The sequence below is a fragment of the Bordetella sp. genome (genome assembly GCF_057362025.1).
In genome coordinates, this window is record NZ_JBMQQZ010000108.1 from 59,486 (window position 1) to 82,112 (window position 22,627).

The following is a 22,627-nucleotide window of genomic DNA, read 5'->3' on the forward strand; positions in this document are numbered from 1 at the left end:
TCTCCAGGGGCCGGCTCAGTCGCGCAAGGCCCAGAATTCCATCGCCAGGCCGGGGAAATCGCCGGCCAGGTGCAGCGCCAGCGCGCCGGTACGCTCCAGCTGCTTCCAGAAGTCGCCGCTCTTGTCGAGTTCGAAATACACATGGCCGGCGCTATAAGGGATCTGCCGGGGCGCCACGGGCAGCGCGCGCACGGTCACGCCGGGCAGCTGCAGATGGACGAGGTCGCGGATTTTCTCCACCGGGCCGATCTTGACCTGCGAGGGAAAGCGGGTGCGCATCGTATCCGGGGGCATGTCGGCGCGCACGGCCAGGACGAAGCCGGCGCTGCGCAACAGGTTCAGGTCCGGGACCTGGGCCACGCTCACGCCCTGGCCGCGGTCGTGCAGCGGGATGCGCAGGGCGCGTTGTTCCAGCACGGCCGACAGCGAGCGGCGCAGTTCTTCCATCAACGGCAGGAAGGTGGCTTGCAGATCGTCGTGCGCATAGTCGGGCAGGACCTCGGGCCGGCGCGTGGGCGACGTATAGGTGGCCAGATCGCAGGCCAGCATCAGCCAGTCGTGAAACAGTCGCTCCGGATGCAGGCTGTCCACCTGGCGCGCGTGCCACAGCGCGCCCAGATAGCGGTTGACCGCCTCCAACAGCATGAAATCCGAGACTTCCGCCACGCCGCCGCGTCCGGGCTCGGCCACGCGCCGGGCCAGCGCTTCGCTGCGGGCGTCCAGCAGTCCGTAGAGCTCCTGCACGTAGCCGCGCAGCGCCGCCTGCGTGCCGCAGGCCAGCCAGGGTGGGATATAGCGGTCGTCCAGCACCACGCGGTTGTCGGCGCGCCGTTCCAGCACCCGCGCCACGCCCAGGCCCAGCCATTCATCCGTCAGTTCGCTTTCCAGCATCAGCCGCAGGCGCAGCCTGCCGACCTGCACCAGGGCCGGCTCCAGGCCCAGGCTGCCGCTGTCCTCGACTTCGGTCTCCTCCACCAGGTAGCGGGCCAGCGTGGCTTGGGTATCCTCGTAGGCGATGTCGCCGGCGCCCGCGCGCCGGCGCGGCAGGGCCAGCATCACGCGCGTGTCGGCGGAGCCGGGCGGCACGTCCAGCGCGGGGGGCGCTTCGTCGGCCTGCCAGAACTCGAAGGGCGTGCCGTCCGGCAGCACGCCGCGCGCTTCGCTCAGCGCGATCTTGCCCAGCGCCAAGGCGTCACGGTCCACGGCCAGATGGGAATATCCCCAGAAGAAGGCCTGCCCCGCGGACGCGCGTTGCTGTATCGCATGTTCGAGATAGCGCTCGAACTGCTGGAAGTGCTGGGGACGCAGGAACATCCCCTCGGACCAGATGACTTTGTTCCGCTGTGCCATGACGTAGGATTCAGGGTTATCGCTCAGAAGGGCCACCAGGATCGGTCGCGCTCGGTCTCCGACAGGCCTTTGGTGCCCACGGCGATCTGGATTTTTTCTTCGTTGGGAGAGAACTGCCAGACCTTGTAGATATTGGTGTTCTGCGCCTCCGGCAGGGGGATCACCAGGCGCCACCGGCTGTGTTCCAGATCGCGGTAGCCGGCCACGATGCCCACCACGCGCGCGTCGGGGCTGCCGGGGCGCTCCAGCGTCTGCGTTTCGCCGGGCTTGACGATGACCTGGTCGGTATTCAGCAGGTCCTTGCCCAACGCGGCCTGCGGATCGCCCTGCAGCGAGAAGTAATCGCGCGATTCGAACGTGCCGGGCGATTTCAATTCGTAGACGGTGACCTGTATGGGCGAGGGGCGCTGGTTCACATCGGGATTGACGCGCGGATCCGCCGTCAGGACGATGGCGTAAGGGATGGGGACTTGCCGCGCGGTCGATGAACACCCGGCCAGCGTTGCCGTGCCGAGCAGGCCCGCGGCGGCCAGGACACGCAGGATCGATCCGGCCCGCTTCATGCCGCGCCCCCGCGTACGATCTCCTGCGCGTGCCGGAATACGGGGCCCCACATCGGATGGCCCGCCTCCGTGGAGGGCAGCTGGAAAGCAGGTTCGATGCGCAGGATGCGCACGAAACCGTCCTGGCACAGCTGTGTGTATTGGGTCAGGCAATAGCTGTACGCCTGCAGCTTCAGCGCTTCCACGCGCGTGGCGTCCGGCGCCTCGGCCAGGGTCTCCGACGTCGCCACGGTGCGGATCACGCCGCCGTAGTCGCCGGCCAGGTATTGCTCGCGCACCTGGGCCAGGGCCTGCCGTTGCGCGGGGCTGGTCGTCGCGCAGCCCGCGATCGACGCGGACGCGGCCAGCAGGACGGAAAGGAAGGAGGACTTCTTCATCATGCGTACTCGTAGGTGAATTCGCCGTCCGCGGCATCCAGTGCGATGGCGCCGATGCCGTGCTCCTGCGTCGAGGCGGATAGCAGTGCGTGGCTGATGCGCGGCAGCACGCTGTTGGTCAGGATCGCGTCGACCATGCGCGCGCCGGATTCCACTTCCGTGCAGCGTTCGGCGACCAGGGCGGTGGCGCGCGCCGACACGGTCAGCGCGATGCCGTGGTTGTCCATCAGGCGCCGGCGGATGCGGCCGAACTGCAGATCGACCACGCCCTTGAGCATGGCGTCGCTCAAGGGCAGATAGGGCACCACCGCCAGGCGTCCCAGCAGCGCGGCGGGAAATACGCGCAACAGCGGCTCGCGCAGCGCGGATGCCAGGCCGTCGGCATCGGGAGCCAGCTGCGGATCCCGGCACAGCCGCGCGATCAGGTCGGCACCCACATTGGAGGTCAGCAGGATGATGGTGTTGCGGAAATCGATGTGGCGCCCTTCGCCGTCTTCCATCCAGCCCTTGTCGAAAACCTGGAAGAAGATCTCGTGCACGTCCGCGTGGGCTTTCTCGATCTCGTCCAGCAGGACCACGCTGTACGGCCGCCGCCGCACGGCCTCGGTCAGCACGCCGCCCTCGCCATAGCCCACGTAGCCGGGCGGGGCGCCTTTCAGGGTCGAGACGGTGTGCGGTTCCTGGAACTCGCTCATGTTGATCGAGATCAGGTTCTGTTCGCCGCCGTATAGCGCCTCGGCCAGCGCCAGCGCGGTTTCCGTCTTGCCGACGCCGCTGGGCCCGCACAGCAGGAATACGCCCACCGGCTTGCCCGGATCGGTCAGGCGCGCGCGCGAGGTCTGCACACGGCGCGCCACGGTATCCAGCGCGTGGCGCTGGCCGATGACGCGGCGCTCCAGCGTGGCGGCCAGGTCCAGCACGGCGCGCGCTTCGTCCCGCACCATGCGGCCCACCGGGATGCCCGTCCAGTCCGCGACCACCGCGGCCACGGCGGCGGCGGTGACGGCCGGATGCACCATGGGGGCATCGCCCTGTACCTTGGCCAGCGCATCCTGCGCGCGGGCGAGCTGCCCGCGCAGGTCCGCGCCGCGGTCCGCCGGCGTGGCGGTCTCGTCCAGGCCGGCACGCAAGGCCAGCAGGCTGGCGCCCAGTACGCGTTCTTCTTCCCAGCGCGACGCCAGGACGGCTTCGGCATCGCGGGCCTCGGCCAGCCGCGTGTCCAGGTCGAGGATGCGCGCCTCCGGGCCGATGCCCAGGCGGGCTTCGCGGCCGGCGATGTCCCGTTCGATCTCCAGGATCTGGATGCGGCGGCGCGCATCCTCCAGCGCGGGTGGTACGGCATGCTGGCTGACCGCGACGCGCGCGCAGGCGGTATCCAGCAGCGCCACGGCCTTGTCCGGCAACTGGCGCGCGGGGATATAGCGATGCGAGAGCTTGACGGCGGCCTCGATGGCTTCGTCCAGCAGCAGCACCTTGTGATGGCGCTGCAGCGTGCCGGCCAGGCCGCGCAGCATGTCCAGCGCGCGCGCTTCGCCCGGCTCGTGCACCTGCACGACCTGGAAGCGGCGCGTCAGGGCGGGGTCTTTTTCGATGTACTTCTTGTATTCGGACCAGGTGGTGGCGCCGATGGTGCGCAGCTGGCCGCGTGCCAGCACGGGCTTGAGCAGGTTGGCCGCGTCTCCCGTACCGGCCGCGCCGCCGGCGCCGATCAGGGTATGGATTTCGTCGATGAACAGCACGATGGGTTTTTCGCTGGCCTGGACGTCATCGATAATGGCGCGCAGGCGCTGTTCGAACTCGCCCTTGACGCCGGCGCCGGCCTGCAACAGGCCCAGGTCCAGGAGGTACAGCGAGACGTGGCGCAGCGCGGGCGGCACGTCGCCCGCCGCCAGGCGCAGGGCCAGGCCTTCGACCACCGCCGTCTTGCCCACGCCGGCCTCGCCGGCCAGCAGCGGATTGTTCTGCCGCCGCCGCATCAGGATATCGACGATCTGGCGGATTTCCTCGTCGCGGCCGGTTACCGGGTCGATCTCGCCGGCGGCCGCGCGCGCGGTCAGGTCGACGGCATAGCGCGCCAGGGCCTGCCCGCGGGTACCGGGCGCGGCCGCGCCGTCCGCCGCGCCCCCGGCGGCGTGCGCCGGCTCGGCCGCGTCCTCGGGCGAGCCCGCCACGATGGCATCGAGCTCGTCCAGCAGCACGTCCGGCACGATGCGCGCGAACTGCGGCGACATGCCCAGCAGCACGTTGCGCAGCGCATAGGTCTTGACGAGCGCCAGCATCAGGTGGCCGCCGCGGATGCGGGCGCGGCCGTAGCGCAGCGATGCCAGTATCCACGCCCGCTCGACGGCATGGTCGATATGTTCCGACAGGTCGGATACCGAGCCCGCGCCGCGCGGCAGTTGCTCCAGCGCACCCGTCAGATCCGCTTGCAGGCGTTCCGGATCCAGCTCGAAACGGCGAGCGATGCGCTGCACGTCGCCGTCCTGGCGCTGCAGCAGCTGGTGCACCCAATGAACCAGTTCGACATAGGGGTTGCCGCGCAGCTTGCAGAACGCGGTCGCGCTTTCCAGGCCCTGGTAAAGCAGGGGATCGAGTTTGCCGAAGAGATCGATACGGCCTATGTCTGACATGGATGCCTTTGCGTCAGGATAGCGATTGCATGCGTGTTTTCAGCCCGTGCCATTCCCGGAGGGGGGCGGCGCGTCGCGGGGTGTGACGGCACGCCGGGCGCCGGGTCGCGCGCGAGGACTCATTCCGGCGGCGCGCATTCGAAGGAGAGGGCGATCGGACGGTCGCCCGCCAGCGTCGCGTCGCTGGCCAGCGGCAGCGTGCGCTGGCCGGATTTGCCCGCGTTCAGGCGGCCTGCCAGCAGCAGCACGCGGCTATCGTTATCCAGGACGATGCTAGAGGTGTAGCTCGCGATGGCGGACTTGCAGCCGCATTCGGCGATCGGCTTGCGCACGTCCAGGGCGACGCCCTGCAGCAGCACGCCGTGTTCGACGGTGCGCGTGCCCGGCTGGATCGCGACGCAAGCACGCAGGCCGTTGTCCACGGTGACGGTACCCGCCGCCCGCGCGGGCGCGCCGCCGAAGGCCAGCATCGCGGCGCCGGCGGCCAGGGCAAGCAAAGTGTTGGCGCTATGGCTGGACACGCGTGCCTCCGTAGGTCGCCTGGCCCGGTACGTACTGCACCAGCAGGATCATGGCCTGGCGATGGCTGCTGCGCACGTAGGTACGCAGCAGGGGAAAGATGCGGCCTTCCACTTCGATGCACCCGTGGCTGTACCCCTTGATGGAGTCGTGCAGGTAGAAGCCGCCGCGCGCGGGGGCGCAGCGCCGGCGCGTGGTTTCGTCGGCAGGCTCCATGCGGGCGCGGTTCCAGCCCCAGTTGGCCCAGTACGGCTCGCATTCACCGGCCGCGGTTCCGCGCGGAATCGCCTGCATGCCCCAGGCGGGCTTGAGGGCGCAGGCATTGCGTCCGTCGTCCTGCGCCGTGCCGCGGTCGGCCAGCATGAGCTTGTAGTAGCCGGGCGGAATCGGGCCGCTATCGCCGGCGCAATATTCGTCCGGCAACTGATGTCCCGGCAGGCCGCTGCTGGCGCGGAATTTGCCGTGGCCGGGCCAGTCCAGGACCTGGCCGTCGTAGAACATATCGTGCCTCACTGCATGGTCTCCTCGGTTTCAGGGTTGGGCGCCGCCCAGGCGGCGCGGGCGCGACTGGCGTCCCGTGCGGCCCGCTCGCGGGCTTCGTAATCGATCAGCAGATCGCCGGCATGGCCCTGCGCGGGCCGGCGCTGCCCCAGCCACGCGGCCAGGCCCAGCGGCTGGGGCGACCCCAGGCGCACGCCGCGCACGTCGCTGGCACGCAGCACGGGCCGCGCATCCCAGGCGAACTCGACGCCGATGTAGTGGCGCACCCAGTGCATCAATTGGCGGCCGCGCGCGCCGCCCGGCAGGAACGCCTGGTAGCTGGCAAGGTCCAGCGGCCCGATATCGATGCGGAATCGATGCTGCGCATCGCGCACCGCCGCGCCCAGTACGGTGTCGCGTCCCAGCCCCATGCCGCTGCCCAGGGTCAGGCGCTGCGCCGGCTCCAGTCGTATCCAGTGCGGCACGAACTCGCCGATGTGCACGGGGCACCGGAAGAACTCCCGCAGAATGTGTCTCAGGCCTTCCGGGTTGCGCGTCTGCCGCAGCAGGTGCCCCGCCATGTAGTACTTGGCGTGGTCGGTCACGGCGTCGCGGCGCCGCATGGAGGGCTGGCCCATGTGCAGCAGGCTGGCGACGTAGCGCGTAAAACGTTCCTCTCCGCGATCCAGGCTTACCGTGCTTTGCGCATCCGCCCAGGCCCGGTAGAACAGCAGGATCAGCCGGTGATGGAAGATGTCGGCAAAGGCCGACAGCGTGCGGTCGCGGTGATGGTGCAGGCGTTCGCGCGCATGCTCGGTCAGGTGCAGCGGCAGCGGGCCGTTGGGCCCGAACAGGCCGAAGCTGTAGATGGACAGCTCCGGAAGCTGCCCGGTTTGCGCGGCCCGCGCGGCGGCCAGCGTCGACGGCGCGAACGCCAGGGAGGGTTCCTGGCGCAGGCGGACGGGCTCGTTGCGCGGCAGGCTGTCGCGTCCCAGCGGCGCGCGCGCGCCCGCCCGCGCGTCGATCCAGCGCAGGGTGTTGAACAAATCGTGCGAGTAGGGCTGGTCCTCCAGGCGGCGCCAGAATCCGGCAGGCAGCACGGCGGGCGCGGCGCGCAGGCCGGCGCTATCCCATGTGTATCTGCTTGGCATCGACCTTCACCAGCTCGCCGCCGGTGACCATGGTGTAGTTGGCGTGCACGCGCGCCGCCAGATCGGCCTGGTAGTCCAGCGTGCCGGCGCGCACCTGTTCCACTTCCTCGGTGGTGCGGAAACTCAAGCGGCTCATCAGCGTGATGCGGTCCATGACGGCCTCGTACGCCTTGCCGACCAGGCGGGTCGTGCCGACGGTGGCCTGCAGCTCCGCGGCGACGTAGCGCAGGCGTTCGGCCACGCAGCGGACGTCGCGCGCGTGCAGGGCCAGTTCGTCCGTTTCGACCCGCACGGCGGTGCCGCCGCGCACGCTGATGGTGCCGGCGCCGTCCAGCGACAGGTTGCCCTGCGCGGATTCCAGCGTCACATCGCCGGGCAGCTCCAGCCGCGAGCGGCCGGTATCGGCCTGGGCGATGACCGCGATCAGGTAGACGCGCGTCGGGTCCGGCCCGCTGATCAGCACGTCGTCGCCGACGCCGGGCGCCAGCAGGCAACTGGCGGCGCGTTGCGCGCGCCAGGGGCGGCCGTCGCAATCCACGCGATAGCTGCCGTCGTCTTCGCGCGCGACGACGCGGCCCAGCAGATGGACGGGATCGTAGGCAGGATATCGGCGCGCGGCGGCTGCGATTGTCATGATGGCTTTCCTCTCGTCTCTTCCAAAGTGCGCTATACCGCGGGGCGGGTCCCCATGCGCGGTTTCCACCGGGCGACTTCGCCGCGTTGCAGCGTCGACAGGACCAGCTCCGTCATCATGTTGATCGACACATGGCGAGCGAAGAATTTCTCCAGTACCGCGCCGAACAGGTAGGGGCTGATGCCCGAGAACGCCGCTTCGTCGACGTCCAGGCCGATGCGCACGCCGCGTCCGTAGACGATGGGTCCGGGCGCCGGCAGGCGATGGTGCATGGGGGTGACCCGCATATGGCGCACGCCGGCGATATGCTTGCGCACCACAGGATCGGCCAGGTTGCCGTACACGGTCAGCATCTCGCGCAGCGTCTGCGCGCCGGCTTCCTCGTCCAGATCCGTCAGGCTCAGGTAGTTCAGGCCCAGGTGGCTGATCAGATGCCAGGTCGCGGCATCCTCGGCCAGCGCCGGATGGGGCCGGGTCGGTCCGTGCAGCACCTTGACCGCGCCCACCGGCGCCGATATGCGCAGCGTCAGGTCGGTCTGCGTGCCCAGCGGCAGCAATACCGCCAGATCGCGGTTGGTGCACAGCGTGTCCAGGGTCAGGTGCCGCAACTGCCCGGAGAACGGCGCCTCGTGGCGATCCACCAGGGACAGGTACACCTCGCTGCCCGTGTAGCCGGTGCGCGTCCCGTTGCGCCGGGCCGTATCGGAGATCAGGCGCGGCTCGCGGCGCATCGAATAGTAGGCGCCGTAGTCGTCGGGATCGCTGAACACCGAACCGTAGAACGGCCGGAATTCCTGTTCCGGGCGATCCGCCGACGCATGCCCGGCGACCCGCGTCATGGCGTAGATCTCGTAGTCCAGCGGCCGCGTGCGATCCACCACCACGTGGTATTCGGAGGTGCGCGCGGTGACGGCGACGCGATCCGCCCGCTTGGGGAACAGGTTGATCACGGGGGCGCAGTGCAGCGCCAGGTTCCCGGCGCCGATGGCGCCTTCCAGTTCCGGCGCAGCGGCGGAAAACAACAGTGTCAGGTCGAAGGCCCGCGTCTCGGGTGCCGCGCCGCCGGGGACGGCAGCGCGCAGTCCCTGCTTCAGGCCATTCACGCTGAAGAACAGATAGCGGCGCGGGAAGGCGAAGTATTCCTGCAGCAGGCGATATCCCTGGAAAACGCGGGCATCCGCGGGTAGCAGCGCCTGGTCGTCGTCGAAGCCTTCGTGGCGTACCGCGCCGGCCGGCATACGGTTGATCCAGGCCACCGGCCGCGCGCTGTCGTGGCCCAGCACGGCGACCGTGTTGCCGACGACAAGCTCCAGCAGGCGTTGCATCTGCAGGTCCTGGCCGTTCAGATAGAACACCAACTGGTCCAGGTCCAGGTCTTCCAGGCGCAGGCCGCCGCAGACTTCGATGCGAATGCGCAGCGCGCTCAGCACACGCTGCCCGCGCCCGCCCAGGCCCAGCCGGGTCAACGGCAGGTCGGGCGGCGGCGGGCCGAAGGACGCCTCCACCACCCGCAGCGGCCACAGCTTCAGGCGGTGGCCGGTCATGAACTCCGCCGGCGTCTGCTCGCCGCGCGGGACCTTGCCGCGCAGCAGCGTGCCGCGCGGCAGGTCGAATCCGCGTGCCAACGTGCCTTCGTTCATGCTGGGTTCGAAGCGCACCACCGCCATGGCCGGCGTGGGGGCCAGATAGTTGGGGTAGACGACTTCCAGCAGGCGCTGCGAGAAGCGCGGGAACTCCGCATCCATCTTCATGTGGATGCGTGCGGTCAGGAAGCTGAAGCCTTCCAGCAGGCGTTCCACGTAGGGATCGGCGACCTCGGTGGCGTTCATGCCCAGGCGGCCGGCGACCTTCGGGTACTGCCGCGCGAATTCCGCGCCCATCTCGCGCTTGTAGACCAGTTCGCGGTTGTAGTAGTCCAGCAGCCGGCCGTCCATCAATAGCCTCCCAGGTCGCGCAGGTCCATGTGCCCGCTTTCCAGATCGATATCGGTGCGGAACAGGAATTCCAGGGGATGGGGTACGCACCACAGCATGCCCTTGATTTCCAGGCTGAGCACATTGTGGTGTTCCAGCGTGCCGGTATCGGTCACGCAGCGCACTTCCACCGAGGAATCCAGGATGCGCGGCTCGAAGGCGGCGATGGCGCGCCGGATCGAGTCCTCGACGTCGATCCAGTCGATGTCCGACATGCGCTTGCCCGCCAGCGCGCGGACGCCGTAGTTCACCACCGAGTCGGCGGCGTACCGGTGCGTACCGAGGTCGTCGGTGGTCTCCAGGTTGACCGTATTCAACAGCCAGCGCAGGTCGCGCAGCACGACCTCCCGCAACTGTGCGTGCGTCAGCATCGAGGATTCGCGCGGCTCCTCGCGCTTGCCGGGTTCGTCGTCCAGCAGGCGATCGAGCAGCGAGGGTTGCAGGCGGTCGCGCGCGGTGAGCGCCCTGGCGTCGCTATGGCCCATCGGCATGCTCCACCGCGCGGATATCCAGCAGCGCGTACTCGCCCTGGTCCGTCAGCCACATCTTCTGGCCGAGGCCGGTGTAGCTCTCGCCGTGCAGCGGCTCCCATTGCGTCAGCCGTCCCAGGCGCAGGCGCTAGTCCTGGTCCGCCATGCGGCGGCCCACGGGCGCCGGATAGCGCGCCGGCACCAGCGCATGCAGCACGCGTGCGCCCGCCAGCGTAATTTCGGCGCGCGCCCAGATCATGTCGCACAGCGTTTCCGGCGGCAGCAGCCGTATCCGGCGCAGATAGGAAAAGGGCAGCCACGCGTAATGTTCGCCCTGGATGAACTCGAAGACGGGCCCCAGGCGGCTGTCGCCATCGCAGATCCACGGAAACCGCAGCGGCTCGGTATCGCCGGCATGTTCCAGCGTGCCGGCCAGGGGCTCGGCCTCTTGCAGCGCCTGGTCGCGCAGCGCCGCGGCATGCAGGGCGTTCGTGGCGTCGTGCCGCAGGGCTTGCAGGAGACGCTCCAGCCAGGGCGGGCGGGGCCCCGGCACGGCCGGCTCCGCCTGCCCCGCCAGGACGGCTTCGCGCTGCCGTTCGGCCGCGATCGCGCGGTCGTACATCAAGGCCGTCGGCGCGGCCTGCGGATTCAGTTCGGCGCTCAGCTTGAGCTGTTCGACCGCGCGTTCCCATTCCCCCTGCACGGCCAGCAACTGGAACAGCCGGGCGCGCGCATCCGCGTCCCCGGGTTGGCGACGGATCCGCGCGACCGCCGTGTCCATGTGCGTCGCGAGGCTGCCCGTGTGAAAGGAAACGGCGGTCTCGGTCATGGGTATCAGCCGACTTCCTTGTTCTGCTTGATATCCCAGGCGACCAGCGTTTCGGCGCCCTTGCCGCCCTGGTCCGTCTGCTCCCAGTATTGCTGCTTGACCTTGGCGGCCTGGAAAGCGAAGTTGGCGATCACGCCCGCGTCCGAGCCGCCATCGCCGGACAATTGCACGGAGGACACCAGCACGTCTTCCAGGGTGATCTTGGAATACTCGATCTGGGTGCCGCCGGCCTTGCACATGGACAGCTGCACCATGTTCAGGTGCTTGCCGCTGGCGCAATGCTTCATCACCGCCGGGGCGGCCTTGTCGATGCGCGCCACCACGTGCAGGTCGTTGAAGCTTGCCTTGCCCGCGCCCAGGCCGCCGCCGCTCGACAGATTGCCGGGCTGGGTGGCACCCCAGGAAAACGACAGCACATCGGACCAATCCTTATGATTGGCATCCTTCGATTCGCCATTGGCGCCATCGATCTTCATGAAAATATCAACAGCCACTTGCTTCTCCTGATTTGAGGTCCAGCCAGTCCTGCTTGGAAAAAGCCACGCCGCGGGCCTTCTGCACGAGAAAAACCCGGCGGAACCGGCGATGAAAAGCGCCTTCGGTCGGCATCCGGCCATGCCGGATGCGCAGCCCTGGGACGTAAGGCCATCCGTGCCGCGCCGCTACCGCGGCGGGCCGTGCCCAAGGCTCGGCCGCCCCGGCGCGGCACGGTGGCGTAGCGGTCCAGTCAGCCCTCGTTCTGCTTGAGCGAGGGCAATTTGGACACGAGCCGCAGCGACACCGTCAACCCTTCGAGCTGATAGTGCGGCCGCAGGAAAAACTTGGCGGCGTAGTAGCCGGGGTTGTCCTCGACCTCCTGCACCTGGACTTCGGCGGCGGCCAGGGGCTTGCGCGCCTTGGTTTCCTGGGAGGAGTTGACGGGATCCCCATCGACGTAATTCATGATCCAGTCGTTCAGCCAGCGCTCCATGTCGTTGCGTTCGCGGAAGGAACCGATCTTGTCGCGCACGATGCACTTCAGGTAGTGGGCGAAGCGGCAGCAAGCGAACAGATAGGGAAGCCGCGCGGACAGCTTGGCATTGGCGGCGGCATCCGCGTCGTAGTAATCGTGCGGTTTCTGCAGCGACTGGGCGCCGATGAAGGCGGCGAAGTCGGTGTTCTTGCGGTGCACCAGCGGCATGAAACCGTTCTTCGCCAGTTCTGCCTCGCGGCGGTCGCTGATGGCGATCTCCGTCGGGCACTTCATATCGACGCCGCCGTCATCGGTCGGGAAGGTATGGCAGGGCAGGTTCTCCACCGCGCCGCCCGATTCCACGCCGCGTATCGACGTGCACCAGCCGTACAGCTTGAAGGAGCGGTTGATGTTGGCCGCCATGGCGTAGGCCGAATTGGCCCAGGTATAGCGGTCGTGGTTGGAGCCGTCGGTGTCTTCCTCGAAATCGAAGTCGTCCACCGGATTGGTGCGCGCCCCGTAGGGCAAGCGAGCGAGGAAGCGCGGCATGGCCAGGCCGATGTAGCGCGAGTCCTCGGATTCGCGCAGGCTGCGCCAGGCGGCGTACTCGGTGTTGGTGAAGATCTTGGTCAGGTCGCGCGGGTTGGCCAGCTCCTGCCAGGTATCCATCTGCATGACGTTCGGCGATGCGCCGGCGATGAAAGGGCAGTGGGCCGCGGCGGCGATGCGCCCCATTTCGCCCAGCAGCTCGACGTCGGGCGGGCTGTGGTCGAAGTAGTAATCGCCCACCAGGCAGCCGATGGGCTCGCCGCCGAACTGGCCGTACTCTTCCTCGTACACGCGCTTGAAGATGGGGCTTTGATCCCAGCCCACGCCCTTGTGGCGCTTGAGCGTCCGGCCCAGCTCCTGCTTGGAGATGCACATCACGCTGATCTTCAGCAGTTCGTCCGTCTCGGTGTTGGACACCAGGTAGTGCAGGCCGCGCCACGCCCCTTCCAGTTGCTGGAAGTCGGCGTGATGCATGACCAGATTGATCTGCTCGGACATCTTGCGGTCGATCTCGGCGATGATCGCCTGGATCGTGCGGTAGGCATCCGAAGACAGGCCGACGCCGCTGTTCTGCAGCGCCTGGTGCGCCAGGGTCCGCACGGCATGCTCGACCGCCTCGCGGGCCTGTTCGGTCTTGGGCTTGAACTCCTTTTTCAGCAGGCCGGACAGGTCGTCCGCCTCCAGCGCTTCATCGGCGCGTTGCGCCGCGCGTTGTGCCGTTGCGGTCATGGCGTTCTCCATCGTCATTGGTTCGCGTCGCCGTCGGCGCGGGTCTGTTGGTTGCCCTTGGCGGCGGAGTCGCCCGCGGGGTCCGCCGGCTTGGGCGCGGCGGCCAGGGCATTCAGCAGCGCCGGGTCCTCCAGCACCTTGCCGATCAGCTCTTCCGCGCCGGTCTTGCCGTCCATATAGGTCAGCAGATTGGCCAGCTGGGTGCGGGCATTGAGCAGTTCGTTCAGCGCGCCCACCTTGCGGGCGACCGTGGCGGGCGAAAAATCGTCGATGCTCTCGAAGGTGATATCCACGTTCAGATTGCCTTCGCCGGTCAGCGTGTTGGCAACCTGGAACGCGGCGCGCGGCCGGATGGACTTCATCCGCTCGTCGAAGTTATCGATGTCTATGCTCAGGAACTTGCGTTCGGCGATATCCGGCTGCGGCGTATCGGACCGCCCGGCCAGGTCGGCCAGCACGCCCATCACGAAAGGCAGCTGCACCTTGCGTTCGGCGCCGTAAATCTCGACGTCGTATTCGATCTGCACGCGGGGCGCGCGGTTGCGCGCGATGAATTTCTGGCCGCTGCCTTTCAGAGTGGTTGCCATGCGATTCTCCTGGTAGAGCTGGATTCGGTGGGTCAGGGCGCGGGTCTGCCATCGGCATCCCGGGGCAGGAGCAGTTCGAACTGCTCCAGGCCCTGGGGCGCCAGGTTGCGCATGATGTCGTGGAAGCTCAGCGGTATCAGCTGTTGCGCCCGCCGGATGACATAGGGTGCCGGATGCCCGGGCTCGTGGATTTCGAAATAGGCGCAGACCTTGGTCAGCATGGCCATCGCTTCGTCGCGCGTATGGATTTGGGCGTCCTGCCAGCGCACGGCGGCTTCGGCGATGCCGCCGGCCGCGCGTGGCTGCGCGCCCGCATCCGCATCGGCGGCGATTTCTTCGTTATCGGCTTCGGCGCGCTCACCGGCACGCGGGGCGCCGTCGTCCAGCTCCTGCGCGACGATATCCATGCCGCGCAGGATCGCCGCGTAGTCCGGCATCCATTCGCCGCCCAATCTGGCGGCCACCAGATCCTGTATGCGACGCAGCGCTCGCCGGGCCGCCACCAGGCCGGCCAGGCGCGGATCGCCGGCCAGCCAGGCCTGGCGCAACTGTTCCACCAGCCGGGAGCGGCCGCCGGGATAGGCGTCGCTCTGCGCGCGGCTGCCGTCGAGGATGGACTCCGCGTCGCGCAGGCTCAGCTTGCCGTGCACGCCATCGAGCAGGGCGGCGGAACGCGCGCTGCGTCCGCATCCTTGCACGTCTCCCAGCGACGCCAGTGCATTCACGCGAGGCAGCGGGTCGTTCTCGCCCACGCTGTCCAGGCGCGGATGCACCGCGTCCCAGTAGCGTTCGAGCGCGTCGGCGCACAGGGTCAGGCCGTCGGCATAGCCGGGCAGCCCGCGCGTCTCGGTCCAGGCCCGCGAGAGGTGGCTGACGACGCGGATATCCCGCGTGCGCTCGAGCAAGCCCAGCGCCTGCTTTTCGACCTCCCTCCAATCGGGCGCCTGCGCCGGGATGATGGTGGTCCCGAACTGCTGTTCGCTGCGCTCCGCGGCCGATTGCTGCAGCCGCAGGAAGTCCGCGTCGTACTCCAGATCCTCCCCGCAAGGCAGCCGAGGATCGAGCGTGCTCAGTATTTCGGCGAATTCCATGGTCATAGTTATAGGGCGTTGCCCTCGTTGGGGGCGTTGCCGGCACACGCGACCCGTTGTCCGTTCCGGATCTTTTCGGCCCGTGTTGCTCGTCACGGAATGCGCATTCTATGCAGTCGGATTGGTCTGTTTATTGCAACTCACAGACACTGTTTTTTCTTACGAATACTTAACACCCAAGAAAAGTTTCGAACATTTTCGCCGCTCGAAAATTGACGTCCTGTAATGAAACTTACGTAGATCGCGGGCTAGTCACTAGGTTCATACAAATGCTGGTAACAACTTGGAATTTTGGATTCCAACACTCGCTAACATGTAAAGGTGTCGATGTATTTCGAATTAGTAAAAAGGACAAAGGCATGTGAGCCGACTTCTACTGTTCTTGCAAGCTGTTTAGAATCGCCCGTCTCGCGCATCGGCAACGATGGTGCGGCGATTCACAGGCACATACTGCGTTCGCGCGGCTTTCCAGAACAACGACACAAGGACGGCCGCGCACGCCGGCTCTCGAGGAGAAGCGATGGACCGCATGGTGGATGGCGATCGGATCATCAAGGCGCATACGCCGCTGCCGGCCGATCAGTTGCGCTTTCGCGCCATGCATGGCGCGGAAACGATGTCGCAGCTGTTCGAGTTCGACGTCGACCTGGTGGCGGAGTCCTACACCCTGGACATGAAGGCGCTGCTGGGCAAGCCCATGTCGCTGGAAATCGAAACGCCCGGCGGCACGCCGCGCTTTCTGAGCGGCGAGATCACGCGCTGCGTGCTGGTCGGGCGCGATACCGACGGCGGCGGCTATTACCTGTATCGCGCGACGTTGCGGCCGTGGCTGTGGTACCTGACGCAAACCTCGGATAGCAAGATCTTCCAGAATAAAAACGTGCCCGATGTGATACGCGAGGTGCTCAAGGACTACAAATACCCCGTCGAATTCAAGCTGGTCGACAGCTATCGCACCTGGGAGTATTGCGTGCAGTACCAGGAGACCGACTTCGCTTTCGTCAGCCGGCTCATGGAGCACGAAGGCATCTACTACTGGTTCCGCCACGAAGAGGGCAAGCACACGCTGGTCCTGGCCGACGACGTGACGCAGCACGAGCCGGTGCCGGGCTACGAAGCCATTCCCTACTACGGGCCCGACCGCAATGCCGTGCCGCGCGAGGATTACATCTACGAATGGGAGCTGGTCGAACAGATCACGCCCGGCGCCTTCGCCACCACCGACTACCATCCCCTGACGCCCGCCGCCAGCCTGGAAGCCCGCCGCAACAATCCCGGCGGCCATGACAACGGCGACCTGGAAATGTACGAGTGGCAGGGTGGCTACACCAACCCGGAAGATGCGGAGCACTACACGCGCGTGCGCCTGGAGTCGTTGCAGTGCCAGCGCGAGGAAAGCCGCGGTTCGTGCAATGCCCGCGGGGTGTCGCCCGGCCACCTGTTCACGCTGCGCAATCATCCGCGCCAGGCCGAGAACCGCGAGTATCTGGTGGTCGGCGCTTACTACCGCATGCGCGAGGCTTCCTACACCACCGGCACGGGCGATCCCGCCACCCTGGATATCGACTTCGTCGTGCTGCCGTCCTCCGTCCAGTTCCGCGCGCCGCGCGTGACGCCGATCCCGCGCACCCACGGTCCGCAGACGGCAACCGTGGTTGGCAAGCAGGGAGAGGAAATCTGGACGGATAACCTCGGCCGCGTAAAAGTGCAGTTCCACTGGGATCGCTACGGGAAAAAAGACGAGAACAGCTCGTGCTGGGTGCGCGTTTCCAGTCCGTGGGCCGGCGGCGGGTTCGGCGGCATCCAGCTACCGCGCGTCAACGACGAAGTCGTGGTGGACTTTATCGGCGGCCAGCCGGACCGGCCGATCGTTATCGGCCGCGTCTACAACGCCAACAACATGCCGCCCTGGAATCTGCCCGACAACGCCACGCAGAGCGGCTTCCTGAGCCGATCCAAGAACGGCACACCGGCCACCGCCAATGCCTTCATGTTCGAGGACCGTGCCGGCGCGGAGCGCATCTGGCTGCATGCGGAGCGCAACCTGCATACCGAGGTCGAGTGCGACGAACTGCACCACACCGACGGCCACCGGAGCACGGTCATCGGCGGCAATGACGTCAAGCGTGTTTTGTGCAACCGCGATATCGACGTGACCGGTACGGACAAGCTGACCGTCGGCCAGTCCCGTACGGTGGACGTGACCGGCCACGAGGACTATACCGTCAAGGCGTCGCGCACGGTGCACGTGAAGAGCGGGTTGATGGAAGAGAAGTTCGACAACGGCTTGAAGACCACGGTCGCCGCCAGCGGCGAAACGCGGGAAATCACCGGCCCGTTCGACGAGACATTGAAAACCGGAGAAACGATCACCGTAACGGGCGGCGATGCCATGCACGACGTGCAGGCCGGCACGCTGACCGCGCAGGCCAAAGGCCAGGTCGTGCTTACTTCCACCAGCGAGGGCCTGGAGGCCACCGCGCCGCAGAAGATCCGCGTCGAGTCCACCGGCGGCGCCATGGATGTCAAATCCCAGGGTGCCATGCTGGTGCAATCCACGAGTTCTACCGTGGACGTGCACGGCAATGCCGATGTCACGCTCAAAACGCCGACCGCCATTGTCCTGGACGCGCCCAAGGTCAAGAACATGGCGCATGGGCAATGGTTCAGCACTACCCCGTACGGCCTCTCGCTGGCCGGCTTCAAGGCCGAGATCGGCGTCGGCCGCATCGCGCTGTATAGGACGACCGTCATGTTGAATGTTTCCTTCACCAATTACTCCGCCATCAGCAATATCGGCGCCCTGGCGTCATACCGCACGTCCGGTTCCAGTTATGCCTTCGACGCCGTGAAAGCGCAGCAGGTCGGATTGAAGCAGTCCATGGTCGGCTTGTGGAGCATTCTGTGATGGCGACGTGGGGCCTGCCTGGATGGGCCTGGGTGGTCATCCTGGTGCTGCTGTTGTCGGTCGTGCAGGTCGGCTTCATGCTGCGCGGCGAGCTGCGCCGCCGTTCGCAGGACGCGGCCGAGGTCGCGCGCCAGGACGAGGTGCGCGATCGCGGCCGCGCCGGCACGGCGGCGGTCATACGCACCGTCGATACGGGTACCCGCCTGGGCGCGGTCAAGTTTTTCGTTATCGATATCACGCTGCATGTGGAAGCCCAGGACGGCATGCCGCCCTTCGATACGACGCTGCGCGTGCCGGTTTCCCCGGTGCGTCTGAGCGATTTCGCCGAAGGCCGCCTCGTGCGGGTGCGGGTGGATCCGGCCACCCGCGAGGTTGCGATCGACCAGCGCACGGAGTAGCGCCGTGAAGACCGTGAAGCCGTTCCGCCTGAGTGTGCTTACGCGGCCCTATCGCTGGCAGCGCCGCGATACGCTGGGCATCGCCGTGCTGGCCCTCGCCGAACTCGGCGATACGCCGCGCCTGTTGCCCGAGCAGGAGCTGTGGACCCTGGCCGGCGAAGAGGCGGGCGGTGTGCTGGATACCGGCATGCCGAAACCGGTGCCGGAGGTTCTGGCCAGCGGCTATGCCTACACGCGCCATCAGCAGGACCCAGCCGCCTGCGCGGTGCGCCTGAAGGTCGAAGGCATCGTCGACAAGCCGCTGCTGGTTTTCGGCGATCGCTATTGGGTGGATGGCCGGCCGGACGCGGCGCGGCCTTTCGATGCGATGCGCCTGGACTGGGCCCGTGCCTACGGCGGCCCCGGCGTCGCCGGCAACCCGCTGGGTCGCGGCGCGGTGGACGAGACCGTCAACGGCGTGCGGGTGCGCCCGCTGCCCAACATCGAATCGCCGCACGAGCGCATGTCGAGTCCGTCGCAGCGTCCGGAGCCCGCCGGCTATGGCGCGCTGGGCATGGACTGGCCGCAGCGCGCACGCCATATGGGCAGCTGCTACGACCAGAACTGGCTGGAGAACGACTACCCGGGCTTCGCGCCCGACATGGATACGCGGTTCTTCCAGTCCGCGCCGGCGGACCAATGGGCCGCCGATCCCGATGCGGCCCTGGCCGGTGCGGCCTACGAGATCTGGAATATGCATCCGGACCGCCAGGTCGTGCGCGGCCGCCTGCCCGATTGGCGCGCGCGCTGTTTCGCCAGCGTGCGGGAGGACGGCACGCTGCTGCAGGAAGTGCCGCTGGCCTTGTCGACGGCATGGTTCTTCCCGCACCGCGATCGGGTTGTCCTCATATGGCATGGCGGCATGCCCGTGCGCGAGGACGACGCCGCCGACGTCCGTTTCATCCTGCCGGCGCTGGAGGCAGCCGGCGCGCCGCGGGAGCTCGCACACTACGAATCGGTGATGGCGCGCCGGCTGGATCCCCGGCGCGGCGCCTTGTATGCATTGCTGGACGAGGATCTGGTGCCGCGCGATCTATGCGCGCCCTGGCTGGACAGCAGCGGTGGCGAAGCGCCCCAGCGGCCCTCGCGGCGCAACCTGCGGGCCGGCGCCGAGCGCCGCCATGCCGGTGCGCGGGCGGAGCTGCTGGCGCAAGGCCTGGATCCGGAACGCTATCTGCCGCCGCTGGAAGCGGAGGAAAGCGCTCCCGCGCTGTCCGACCTGCCCGAGCGCATCCTGCGCATGGAACGTGAGCTGGAAGCTTCGCGGCGCGGCGAAGGCGCCCTGGCCCAGGTGCGCGCGGACGGCGAACTGGACGGACTCGCGGCGGTGGCGGGCGTCGACATGGCCGGCTTGAGCGGCCTGGACCCCGATACCCCGGCGCCTGCCTTCGACCCGGCGGCGCTGCGGCGGCATTTGCGCGCGGCGCGCGCGCAGCCCTGGATGCGCGGCCCGGGCATCGGAAGCGCGCCGGACGCCGGCGGACAGGGAAGGAACGGCGATGCCGCGCGTGCCGACGGTGCCGGCCTGGATGCGATGGCGCGCAGCGGCTACCTGAATGCCGCCCAGCATTTCGCCGCACCGCCTCCCATGCCCCCGCATCGCGCCCGCCGTACCCGCGGCCGCCTGCAGGAGCGCGCGGCCGCCGGCCGGGACGCGCGCGGATGGCCGCTGGCCGGGGCGGATCTCTCCGGCATGGACCTGAGCGGCATGGACTTCCGTGGCGCGGACCTGGCGGGCGCCGACCTGACGGACGCACGCCTGGATGGCTGCGATTTCACCGGCGCGGTGCTGGTATCGGCGCGATTCATCCGCACCTCCGCCCGGCAGGCCTGCTTCGATCGCGCGAACCTGGGCAAAGTGCGTGGCCGGGACGCCGACTTCCAGGGCGCGCGCCTGGGCGATACCCGGCTGGACGAAGCCGTGCTGGATGCATGTGCGCTGCGCGAGGCCCGCATCGAGGGCGGACGCTGGTTCAAGGCGCTGCTGCGCGCCTGCGACTTCGCCGGTACGCGATGGTCCCAGTGGACCGGGATGAACCTTATCCTCGAACAGTGCGCGTTCGTCGGCGCGACGTTCGAGTTGTGTGCCTACATGGAGAGCGCCTTGCAGGACTGCGATTTCAGCTCGGTACGCCTGACACGGGTGGGCTATACGAAGTGCCTGTTTTCCGGCCTGACGACATTCGCGCGCGCCGACGTGCAGGCCAGTGCCTTCGCCGGCGGCGCGGACTTGCGCTCCGCCCGCTTCATGGGCGCCACGCTGCGCAACAGCAGCCTGCGCGGAGCGTCCCTGGATGGGGCGAGCTTCGCCGGCGCAACGCTGGAAGCCTGCGACCTGTCGGAGTGCGGATTGCGCAACGCCGACCTATCGCGCATTCGCGCGCCGCGCAGCCTGTTCGTGCGCGCGGATTTCGAGGCGGCGTCGCTGCGCGGGGCGAACCTGATCGAAGCCAGCCTGTCGAAGGCAACGCTGCGCGATGCCGACCTGGAGCAGGCCAATCTGTTCCGCGCCGATGTGTCACAGGCGCTGATGGATGCCTCCACCCGCACGCAGGGCGCCTATACGGCGGGCGTCAAGCGCTTCCCGTTGCGCGTGACGGAGCGCGCGGCATGAATCCCGATACCTTGCTGGATAAGGTGCGCCATGGCGAAGTGGTAGAGAGCACGGACCTGCGCGGCGCGGATCTGCGCGGCCTGGATCTGGCCGGCGGCTTTTTCGACGAGGTGGATTTCAGCGGCGCGCGGATGGCCGGCTGCCGGCTGGACGATAGCCAGTTCACGCATTGCCGGTTCGATGGCACCGATCTGTCGGATGCAAGGCTGGAAGAGGCGCGCATCGTGCTGAGTTCGATGCGCGAGGCCGACCTGAGCCGGGCGATGGCGCGGCAGTCGATGATCAGCGAGTCCGACCTGACCGGTGCGCGCTTTGCTGGCGCGATGCTGGACCGTTCGAGTTTCCACGCGGTGCGCCTGTGCGACGCGGACCTGCGCATTCCCCGGCTGGATCGGGCGATGTTCGCGAAGACGGAGCTGGAGGGCGCGGATTTGACGGGGACGGTGCTATCGTTTGTGACGTTCTATCAGTTGGACCTGCGCCGCACGATGCTGGCCGGTACGAGCGGCGAGAGTGCGATGTTCATCGAATGCGACCTGAGCGGGCATCGCTTCGCCGATCGGCATTTCACGCTGTGCCAGTTCACCGATAGCAAGCTGGACGGGGCGGACTTCAGCGGTGCGCAGTTGCGACAGTCGAATTTCAAGGGGGCGTCGCTGCGCGAGGCACGCTTCGTCGGCGCGGCGGGGCCGCAGTGCCTGTTCCCCCAGGCGGAGTTGACGCGGGCGGTGTTGCGCGGCGCGCATTTCGACGGCGCGATCTGGGCCGACGCGAATCTGGACGATGCGGATCTGCAGGGCGCCAGCCTGAATCTGTGCGTGTTCCACCGGGCCCGGGGCGCGCGCGCGGACTTGCGGCATGCCAGCCTGGTGGACGCCGATTTTTCCACCGCGGACCTGACGGATGCGGATCTGCGCGAGGCGCGCTTTCTGCGGACGCGGTTTCATCGCGCGATCCAGGACGGTACGCGAGTGTCGCAACGCACGGGCATCATCGAGAACGATGCCGCTTTGCTGGAAGCCGAGCTGTGGTCGGCGGGCAAAACTTGAACCGAGGAGGGCGAACATGCTGGCCGTATGCCAATTGCCGGGGGTGGCGCTGGGGTTTCCCGATGTGTGCAAGACGCCTATTCCGCCGATTCCTCATGTGGATGTGGCAACCTCCAGCATGGGAGTGCCGATTGCGTGGAATGTGCTGCTGTTGGCGGCACCGGTACACAACATGGCGACACCGGTGCCGATCACCTTGGGGGATACGGCGGGCGTGGGCGGCGGGCTGATATCGCAGACTTTCATGGGCAGTTCGCGATATATGACGGGGGCGTTCACGGTTCTGGTGATGGGTACGCCGATTGTTAGGATGACGAGCCTGACGGTGCAGAACACCATCAATACCGTGGGGATGCAGGTGTTTTCTCCGCAGCCCAAGGTGGTTGTTTTGGCGCCTTGACGCTGGATCGGCTGAATCGCGTCCGTCGATAACGCAGTTGGGTGCCGGTTTCCATGACGTGCGTAGATCGGGTGCTGTCCGCGGGTGTGTTGCTGATTCCGGTCCGTTGATCGTTACTGTTGGCGGGTATTTTGCTGATGCCGTCCGCCGGGGGTGGTGCCTGTCGGGGCCAGCCCGGAGGAGCCGGTCCGGCGCCTCCGCGCCGCACTCCCGCGTTGTCATCCTCGTACGGCGGCCGAAGTGGCGGTGGTTTTCTTGCGGGTTTTTTGCCCGGCCGTCCTCCCTCCGCATTCCCTCGCGCGGCCGCAACGGGCTGGCCCTGACAGGCACCATCC

Annotated in this window: 19 protein-coding genes and 1 pseudogene; 5 read left to right on the forward strand and 15 right to left on the reverse strand. The window is 67.6% G+C overall.

From position 1 onward, the window contains the following. Window positions 1-15: 15 nt before the first annotated feature. The 15 genes and pseudogenes from tssK to tssA all read right to left on the reverse strand — a co-directional run bounded on the left by tssK (window position 16) and on the right by tssA (window position 14,884). A complete protein-coding gene (gene tssK / locus ACO1P8_RS24940; protein WP_486298515.1) occupies window positions 16-1,350 on the reverse strand; it encodes a type VI secretion system baseplate subunit TssK in 1,335 nt (444 codons plus the stop codon). A 23-nt stretch (window positions 1,351-1,373) separates the two neighbouring features. Beyond that, on the reverse strand, window positions 1,374-1,913 hold the full coding sequence (tssJ, locus tag ACO1P8_RS24945; protein WP_486298516.1) for a type VI secretion system lipoprotein TssJ: 540 nt from the start codon (window positions 1,911-1,913) through the stop codon (window positions 1,374-1,376). Beyond that, a complete protein-coding gene (locus tag ACO1P8_RS24950; RefSeq protein WP_486298542.1) occupies window positions 1,910-2,290 on the reverse strand; it encodes a TssQ family T6SS-associated lipoprotein in 381 nt (126 codons plus the stop codon). The genes tssJ and ACO1P8_RS24950 overlap by 4 nt, the downstream gene beginning before the upstream one ends. Then, a complete protein-coding gene (tssH, locus tag ACO1P8_RS24955) occupies window positions 2,290-4,920 on the reverse strand; it encodes a type VI secretion system ATPase TssH (RefSeq protein WP_486298517.1) in 2,631 nt (876 codons plus the stop codon). The genes ACO1P8_RS24950 and tssH overlap by 1 nt, the downstream gene beginning before the upstream one ends. Window positions 4,921-5,039: 119 nt before the next feature. Next, on the reverse strand, window positions 5,040-5,441 hold the full coding sequence (locus ACO1P8_RS24960; RefSeq protein ID WP_486298518.1) for a DUF2195 family protein: 402 nt from the start codon (window positions 5,439-5,441) through the stop codon (window positions 5,040-5,042). Continuing rightward, on the reverse strand, window positions 5,428-5,952 hold the full coding sequence (locus ACO1P8_RS24965) for a DUF2778 domain-containing protein (RefSeq protein ID WP_486298519.1): 525 nt from the start codon (window positions 5,950-5,952) through the stop codon (window positions 5,428-5,430). Before ACO1P8_RS24965 ends, ACO1P8_RS24960 begins: the two co-directional genes overlap by 14 nt. Continuing rightward, on the reverse strand, window positions 5,949-7,070 hold the full coding sequence (gene tssG, locus ACO1P8_RS24970) for a type VI secretion system baseplate subunit TssG (RefSeq protein WP_486298520.1): 1,122 nt from the start codon (window positions 7,068-7,070) through the stop codon (window positions 5,949-5,951). The genes ACO1P8_RS24965 and tssG overlap by 4 nt, the downstream gene beginning before the upstream one ends. After that, entirely contained in the window at window positions 7,045-7,704 is a 660-nt protein-coding gene (locus tag ACO1P8_RS24975; RefSeq protein ID WP_486298521.1) for a DUF3540 domain-containing protein, read from the reverse strand. The genes tssG and ACO1P8_RS24975 overlap by 26 nt, the downstream gene beginning before the upstream one ends. Window positions 7,705-7,736: 32 nt before the next feature. After that, window positions 7,737-9,638 carry a type VI secretion system baseplate subunit TssF gene (tssF, locus tag ACO1P8_RS24980; RefSeq protein ID WP_486298522.1) on the reverse strand — a complete coding sequence of 634 codons (1,902 nt, stop codon included), beginning with the start codon at window positions 9,636-9,638 and terminating at the stop codon, window positions 7,737-7,739. Continuing rightward, on the reverse strand, window positions 9,638-10,162 hold the full coding sequence (gene tssE / locus ACO1P8_RS24985; protein ID WP_486298523.1) for a type VI secretion system baseplate subunit TssE: 525 nt from the start codon (window positions 10,160-10,162) through the stop codon (window positions 9,638-9,640). Before tssE ends, tssF begins: the two co-directional genes overlap by 1 nt. Continuing rightward, window positions 10,152-10,976, reverse strand: a pseudogene (locus ACO1P8_RS24990) (type VI secretion system accessory protein TagJ). The gene tssE and the pseudogene ACO1P8_RS24990 overlap by 11 nt, the downstream one beginning before the upstream one ends. Before the next feature lie 5 nt (window positions 10,977-10,981). Beyond that, complete coding sequence (locus ACO1P8_RS24995; RefSeq protein WP_176464094.1) at window positions 10,982-11,470, reverse strand: Hcp family type VI secretion system effector; 489 nt, start codon at window positions 11,468-11,470, stop codon at window positions 10,982-10,984. 233 nt (window positions 11,471-11,703) lie between these two features. Further along, entirely contained in the window at window positions 11,704-13,206 is a 1,503-nt protein-coding gene (gene tssC, locus ACO1P8_RS25000; protein WP_486298524.1) for a type VI secretion system contractile sheath large subunit, read from the reverse strand. A gap of 14 nt (window positions 13,207-13,220) precedes the next feature. Further along, window positions 13,221-13,793, reverse strand: coding sequence for a type VI secretion system contractile sheath small subunit (gene tssB / locus ACO1P8_RS25005; protein ID WP_486298525.1), 573 nt, complete (start codon window positions 13,791-13,793; stop codon window positions 13,221-13,223). Window positions 13,794-13,825: 32 nt separating this feature from the next. Continuing rightward, window positions 13,826-14,884, reverse strand: coding sequence for a type VI secretion system protein TssA (tssA, locus tag ACO1P8_RS25010; RefSeq protein ID WP_486298526.1), 1,059 nt, complete (start codon window positions 14,882-14,884; stop codon window positions 13,826-13,828). Between the two features lie 520 nt (window positions 14,885-15,404). Between tssA and ACO1P8_RS25015 the strand changes: the two genes are divergently transcribed. From ACO1P8_RS25015 to ACO1P8_RS25035, 5 genes are read left to right on the forward strand one after another with little or no spacing between them, the layout of a single operon-like run. Then, a complete protein-coding gene (locus ACO1P8_RS25015; RefSeq protein WP_486298527.1) occupies window positions 15,405-17,792 on the forward strand; it encodes a type VI secretion system Vgr family protein in 2,388 nt (795 codons plus the stop codon). Continuing rightward, window positions 17,792-18,190 (forward strand): hypothetical protein, encoded by a 399-nt coding sequence (locus ACO1P8_RS25020; protein WP_486298528.1) that lies wholly within the window; start codon window positions 17,792-17,794, stop codon window positions 18,188-18,190. Before ACO1P8_RS25015 ends, ACO1P8_RS25020 begins: the two co-directional genes overlap by 1 nt. 4 nt (window positions 18,191-18,194) lie before the next feature. Then, window positions 18,195-20,843 (forward strand): DUF2169 domain-containing protein, encoded by a 2,649-nt coding sequence (locus tag ACO1P8_RS25025; RefSeq protein WP_486298529.1) that lies wholly within the window; start codon window positions 18,195-18,197, stop codon window positions 20,841-20,843. After that, complete coding sequence (locus tag ACO1P8_RS25030; RefSeq protein WP_486298530.1) at window positions 20,840-21,892, forward strand: pentapeptide repeat-containing protein; 1,053 nt, start codon at window positions 20,840-20,842, stop codon at window positions 21,890-21,892. Before ACO1P8_RS25025 ends, ACO1P8_RS25030 begins: the two co-directional genes overlap by 4 nt. Before the next feature lie 16 nt (window positions 21,893-21,908). Further along, window positions 21,909-22,292: a DUF4150 domain-containing protein gene (locus tag ACO1P8_RS25035; RefSeq protein ID WP_094843698.1), complete on the forward strand. Its 384-nt coding sequence runs from the start codon at window positions 21,909-21,911 to the stop codon at window positions 22,290-22,292. Window positions 22,293-22,627: the final 335 nt, after the last annotated feature.